This window comes from Anoxybacillus sp. MB8 (assembly GCF_011006755.1).
Taxonomy (GTDB): domain Bacteria; phylum Bacillota; class Bacilli; order Bacillales; family Anoxybacillaceae; genus Anoxybacillus; species Anoxybacillus gonensis.
On record NZ_RXXX01000070.1, the window covers coordinates 1 to 6,168 of the forward strand.

The following is a 6,168-nucleotide window of genomic DNA, read 5'->3' on the forward strand; positions in this document are numbered from 1 at the left end:
ATCGTCCGCTCGACTTGCATGTATTAGGCACGCCGCCAGCGTTCGTCCTGAGCCAGGATCAAACTCTCCATAGAAAAGTTATCCTTAGCTTCTGTACGCTTTTCGCTTCGTTCAGTTTTCAAGGAACATCTTGTCGCTTTTGAAGCGACCTTTTTAATATAACATTTACGTTTTTGCTTGTCAACACTTTTTTATTTTTTACTTTTTCGTGTTATCTTCAACACGGACGATTAGTAATATATCATATTTGATTATCTTTTAGCAATATATTTTTTCTCTTTTTTTTTAAAAAAAAGTCCCGATCATCTCGGGACTTTCGCAATTACTTATGGCGCATTTGAGGGAACAACAACACATCGCGAATCGATGGTGAGTTCGTTAACAACATAACAAGGCGATCAATACCAATTCCTAATCCACCTGTTGGTGGCATACCGTACTCTAGCGCTTCGATAAAATCTTCGTCCATCTCATGCGCTTCGTCATTTCCTTGTTCTTTTTCTTTTAATTGCGCTTCAAATCGTTCACGTTGATCGATTGGATCATTTAATTCTGTAAATGCATTTGCATGCTCACGTGCAACGATAAATAATTCAAAGCGATCTGTAAAGCGAGGGTCTTCTGGGTTTTTCTTCGCTAAAGGCGAAATTTCAACCGGATGACCGTAAATAAATGTTGGTTGAATAAGGTGTTGTTCTACCTTTTGTTCGAAAAATTCGTTTACAATATGACCAAATGTCATATGCGGAGCTACTTCTACTCCATGCTCTTTCGCTAGTTGACGAGCTTCTTCATCACTCATATGCTTCCAAAAGTCAACACCAACGTATTCTTTAATCGCATCAACCATATGAAGTCGTTTCCAAGAAGGTGTTAAATCTACTTCATATTCTCCATATTGAATTTTTGTAGTTCCAAGCACTTCTTGAGCAATATGCGCGATCATATCTTCTGTTAATTTCATAATATCTGTGTAATCAGCATAAGCTTCATACAATTCAAGCATTGTAAACTCTGGATTATGGCGTGTTGAAATGCCTTCGTTTCGGAATACACGACCAATTTCGTATACTTTTTCTAGCCCACCAACAATTAAACGTTTTAAATGCAACTCGATTGCAATGCGCATATACAACGTCATATCTAAAGCATTATGGTGCGTAATAAACGGACGAGCAGCAGCCCCTCCAGCAATCGAATGCATCATCGGCGTTTCTACTTCCAAATACCCTCTTTGATCTAAGTAACGACGCATAGACTGAATGATTAAGCTGCGTGTAATAAATGTTTTTTTACTTTCTGGATTCATAATTAAATCGAGGTAACGTTGGCGATAACGTTGCTCAATATCTTTAAGCCCATGATACTTTTCAGGAAGTGGACGCAATGATTTTGTCAACATTTCATATGCATGCACTTTAATAGAAAGTTCGCCCACTTTTGTCTTAAATACTGTTCCTTGGACACCAACAATATCCCCTAAATCTGACGTATCAAAAATTTCATACTGTTCTTCGCCAACATCGTCTTTGCGTACATAAATTTGAATTTGCCCCGTCAAATCTTGAATATGTGCAAATCCAGCTTTTCCTTTGCCGCGCTTTGTCATAATGCGACCGGCTACAGAAACATGAATTTGTTTCTCCTCAAGTTCTTCTTTCGATAAATGACCGTATAGCGCAAACAACTCTTCAGCTTTATGTGTGCGCTCGAATCGTTTCCCAAATGGATCAATTCCTTTTTCACGTAATTTATGTAACTTTTCACGACGAACTAATAGCTGATCATTTAATTCTTCATGTGACATACGAAAGTTCACTCCAATGACCTTTTATTTTTTTAAGACATACTGCCAGTATGAACTGACAGTATGTTTTACACTTCCATCACGACATCACTTTCTTTTGCCTCAACTTCTTCGACAAAATTCATCAGTAATGCCACAAGCTCATTGCGCGTCTGACATTCGTTAATCGCGTTACGCACTTTCGCGTTTCCACGAATACCTTTTAAGTACCATGCAGCATGTTTGCGCATCTCTTTCACAGCAATATGCTCGTTTTTCAAAGCGATCAAACGATCTAAATGCAAAATGCATACTTCGATTTTTTCACGTACTGATGGTTCCGGAATGAGCTCACCTGTTTCCAAATAACGAACTGTGCGATAAATCATCCAAGGATTACCAAGGGCAGCTCGGCCAATCATCACTCCGTCAACACCTGTTTGCTCTAACATTCGTTTAGCATCTTGAGGAGTCTGGACATCACCGTTGCCAATAACAGGGATGCGAACCGCTTCTTTTACTTGCTTAATGACGTTCCAATCGGCTTTTCCTTCATACATTTGCACGCGTGTTCGCCCATGAACAGCCACAGCTTGTCCCCCTGCCCGTTCTACCGCCTGAGCATTTTCAACAGCATAAATGTGATGTTCATCCCAACCAATCCGCATTTTTACCGTTACAGGCTTTTCTACGGCATCAACAACTGCTGCCACCATATCATAAATTTTATTTGGATCTAATAGCCATTTTGCCCCCGCATCGCATTTTGTAATTTTCGGGACAGGGCATCCCATGTTAATATCAATAATGTCCGCATTCGTATGCTTATCTACATATTTAGCTGCTTGTACAAGTGTTTCTTTTTCTCCACCAAAAATTTGCAAGCTCAATGGTTTTTCACGCTCATCAATATAGAGCATTCCCATTGTTTTTGGATTATTAAATAAAATCGCTTTATCGCTAACCATCTCTGCACAAACAAGCCCTGCACCAAACTCTTTTACAGTTAGGCGAAAAGCTGAATTACATACGCCTGCCATCGGAGCAAGCACGACAGGATTATTAATTTGTACATTTCCGATCTTGAACATTAAACTCCCTCCTTTCTTGCTAACATAAATTGTTCCTCCACCGCTTGGCGACTTTTCCATATACGAACACCTTGATCCGATAACTGTTCAACGTACGAACGTAAAGGACGTTGAACGGAAGGAATAATTAACGATTCATCTATTTCAAACAACGGGATTAATACAAACGCCCGTTCATACATACGCGGATGCGGAATGATAAGTTGTTCTGTTTCAATATTTTCGTGATTATATAGCAAAATGTCAAGGTCTAACGTTCGTGGCCCCCAATGAACTTCTCGTTTTCGACCAAACTGTTTTTCAATGTCCATCGTTGCTTCTAACAAAGCAAATGGAGATAGCGACGTAGCAACCTTTACAACCATATTTAAAAAACAAGCTTGTTCGACATATCCAACCGGATCTGTTTCATAAACGGAAGATGTCGCTAAAACAGAAATACATGGGTGGTTATTTAAAGCCGTGACCGCTTTACGTAAATAATCAAAACGATCTCCTATATTTGAGCCTAATGCAATATAAGCAATATGTTCCATTTGTTAACGCCCTCTCGTAATTTCAACCGCCACATACGCATAGTGACCTTTAATAGGTGGGTTTGGCTTCGTCACCTTGACAGTACAAGATGAGATTGTTGCATAAGCAGATAAAATTTGCTCAGCAATGTGTTCTGCTACTGCTTCGATCAATTGAAATGGCTTCCCTTCGACAATACTTTGACATATGTCATATATATGTGCATAGTTAACCGTTTCATTTAAATCGTCGGTGACGCCTGCTTTTCTCAAATTTGTTTCAATGATGACATCAACATAAAAACGTTGACCGAGCTTATTTTCTTCAGGAAATACCCCGTGATAACCGTAAAACTCCATTTGCTGAACGTAAATTTTATCGCTCATACTCCCACCCTCTCCCGATCATCGCATCCATCATTTTAGCCATTCTAGCGATCGGTAAAACGTCATGTACGCGAACGATATGCACTCCTTTGGCGATACCGAGGCAAACTGTTGCTCCTGTTCCTTCTACTCGTTCATGAACGGGTAAATCAAGCACATGTCCGATAAATGACTTTCGCGATGTCCCTAACAAAATAGGGTAACCGAGAACAGAAAACTCGTCCAATCGACGCATCACTTCTAAATTATGCTCTACTGTTTTAGCAAAACCAATACCTGGATCGATAATAATTTGCTCGTCCGTCACACCCGCTTGCTTTACAAGATGTATACTCTCTTTTAAATCATTGATCATATCTGAAATAAAATCTTTATAATGGCGATCGTGACGATTATGCATTAACACAATCGGAACACCATAATTAGCCGCTACTTTAGCCATGTTCGGATCGGCTTTCGCTCCCCAAACATCGTTAATCATCGTTGCTCCTGCTTCAATGGCTTGTTTTGCGACTTCTGCTTTATACGTATCGATAGAGATTGGTACATCTACTGCTTTAGCGACTGCTTCTACAATTGGAATGACGCGACGCAACTCTTCTTCAAGCGGTACTTTTTCAGCCCCAGGGCGAGTTGATTCGCCCCCGATATCAATGATGTGCGCTCCCTCAGCTACGAGTTGTTTTGCACGTTCAACCGCCTGCTCTACGTGATTGAACTTCCCACCATCAGAAAAAGAATCAGGCGTTGCATTTAAAATGCCCATAATGACCGTTTGTTTTCGTAAATCTAACTTATGCTTTCCGCAATAAATGACATCAATCAATTGACGTACCCATCCTTTCTGTCGTACCTTGTCCATAAACGCGTTGTAAACGATGCGTATGCACGTTGGAGACGTTTTGTTATTTCCCCACATTTCCCGGGATATATATTCTCATCTAGCCGACAAACCGGCACAACTTCTTGAATGGAATTTGTTAAAAAGATTTCATCTGCGTTTTTCAGCTGTCGCAAGGAATAAAACCCTTCTTCGACATGAATGCCCCATGAGTGCAGTAAATCGAGCACAAACATTCGAGTCACACCGTTTAAAATCCCTGTTTGTACGGAAGGGGTGTACACAACACCATCTTTCACCCAAAAAATGTTAGAAACAATTCCTTCTGCTACAAATCCTTCTTCTGTAAGGAAAATACCTTCTACGTTCGGATGATGACCAATTTCTCTTTTACCTAAAATATTGTTTAAATAGTGATGCGATTTTAACCGAACGCCCCCTTCTGGCGTATTTCGTCTCACTTGTAAAGTTTGACATGCTTTCTCTTCCGCAAAGTTTGGAATACGTTTCATATACATAATGATTGTCGGATGTGTGTACTGTTCCACCTGTAGCCCCACATCGCCGATTCCAGCTGAGACATTTAAACGAACATACGCATCGCGATAACCGTTTACCTCTAACAATTGGGAAAGAATATGCAAAACATCATTTCGAGTGATAGAACATGAAATGTTGAGCATATCGAGTCCGTTATGAAGACGAACTAAATGATCATCAAGCAAAAATGGGTGTCCATCATATACGCGGAATGTTTCAAACACCCCGAGCCCATACATAAATCCATGATCAAACGGTGAAATACGAGCATCTTCATTTTTTACGATTTGTCCATTTACGTAAACGAACATACGACATCACTTTCGTCTGTATAATGTAATAAAATTTTTAAGCATTTCTAAACCGTATTCCGTCATGATCGACTCAGGATGAAACTGCACCCCTTCAATTGGCAATGTTTTATGGCGAATGGCCATAATTTCCCCTTCTTCTGTCCACGCGGAAATGTCAAAGCAATCGGGCAATGTTTCTCTTTTTACAATTAGCGAATGATAACGCGTAGCGGTAAACGGATTCGGAATTTGAGTAAAAATCGTCTTTTCATCATGAAAAATCGGTGATGTTTTACCATGCATTAAACGTTCCGCCCGAACAACTTCCCCACCAAACACTTGCGCAATCGACTGATGCCCAAGACATACACCAAAAATCGGGATCTTCCCTGCAAAATATTGAATCGCCTCCATGCTGATGCCTGCTTCATTCGGACTGCACGGACCAGGGGAAATCATTAAAAAATGTGGTTGAAGTTGTTCAATTTGAGAAATCGTTACTTCATCGTTTCGTTTAACGATCAATTCTTCCCCTAATTGCCCTAAATATTGGACTAAGTTATACGTAAACGAATCATAATTATCAATCATTAAAATCATTTTGCTCACCTCATGCTTAATTGTGGTATTGTCAAAAGTTTTAAAGACATACCCTAAGTTTTTATTGATTTTATGCGGTTTTCGACAAAAAAAGCTTGCCACCCCTGCTGTTTTT

7 protein-coding genes and 1 rRNA gene are annotated in these 6,168 nt (G+C 39.9%); all 8 read right to left on the reverse strand.

The window, feature by feature from the left end; genetic code table 11:
- Positions 1 to 74 (reverse strand): 16S ribosomal RNA (locus EKC99_RS14775); the annotation flags it as partial.
- 248 nt (positions 75 to 322) lie between these two features.
- A complete protein-coding gene (gene lysS / locus EKC99_RS14780) occupies positions 323 to 1,807 on the reverse strand; it encodes a lysine--tRNA ligase (protein WP_019418030.1) in 1,485 nt (494 codons plus the stop codon).
- Between the two features lie 68 nt (positions 1,808 to 1,875).
- A complete protein-coding gene (gene dusB, locus EKC99_RS14785) occupies positions 1,876 to 2,877 on the reverse strand; it encodes a tRNA dihydrouridine synthase DusB (RefSeq protein ID WP_009360746.1) in 1,002 nt (333 codons plus the stop codon).
- Complete coding sequence (gene folK, locus EKC99_RS14790; RefSeq protein WP_009360747.1) at positions 2,877 to 3,413, reverse strand: 2-amino-4-hydroxy-6-hydroxymethyldihydropteridine diphosphokinase; 537 nt, start codon at positions 3,411 to 3,413, stop codon at positions 2,877 to 2,879. The genes dusB and folK overlap by 1 nt, the downstream gene beginning before the upstream one ends.
- A 3-nt stretch (positions 3,414 to 3,416) precedes the next feature.
- Positions 3,417 to 3,779 (reverse strand): dihydroneopterin aldolase, encoded by a 363-nt coding sequence (folB, locus tag EKC99_RS14795; RefSeq protein ID WP_009360748.1) that lies wholly within the window; start codon positions 3,777 to 3,779, stop codon positions 3,417 to 3,419.
- A complete protein-coding gene (gene folP, locus EKC99_RS14800; RefSeq protein ID WP_238148441.1) occupies positions 3,769 to 4,545 on the reverse strand; it encodes a dihydropteroate synthase in 777 nt (258 codons plus the stop codon). The genes folB and folP overlap by 11 nt, the downstream gene beginning before the upstream one ends.
- A 56-nt stretch (positions 4,546 to 4,601) precedes the next feature.
- On the reverse strand, positions 4,602 to 5,471 hold the full coding sequence (gene pabC / locus EKC99_RS14805; protein ID WP_163152581.1) for an aminodeoxychorismate lyase: 870 nt from the start codon (positions 5,469 to 5,471) through the stop codon (positions 4,602 to 4,604).
- A 6-nt stretch (positions 5,472 to 5,477) separates the two neighbouring features.
- A complete protein-coding gene (gene pabA / locus EKC99_RS14810) occupies positions 5,478 to 6,053 on the reverse strand; it encodes an aminodeoxychorismate/anthranilate synthase component II (protein WP_163152583.1) in 576 nt (191 codons plus the stop codon).
- Positions 6,054 to 6,168 lie beyond the last annotated feature (115 nt).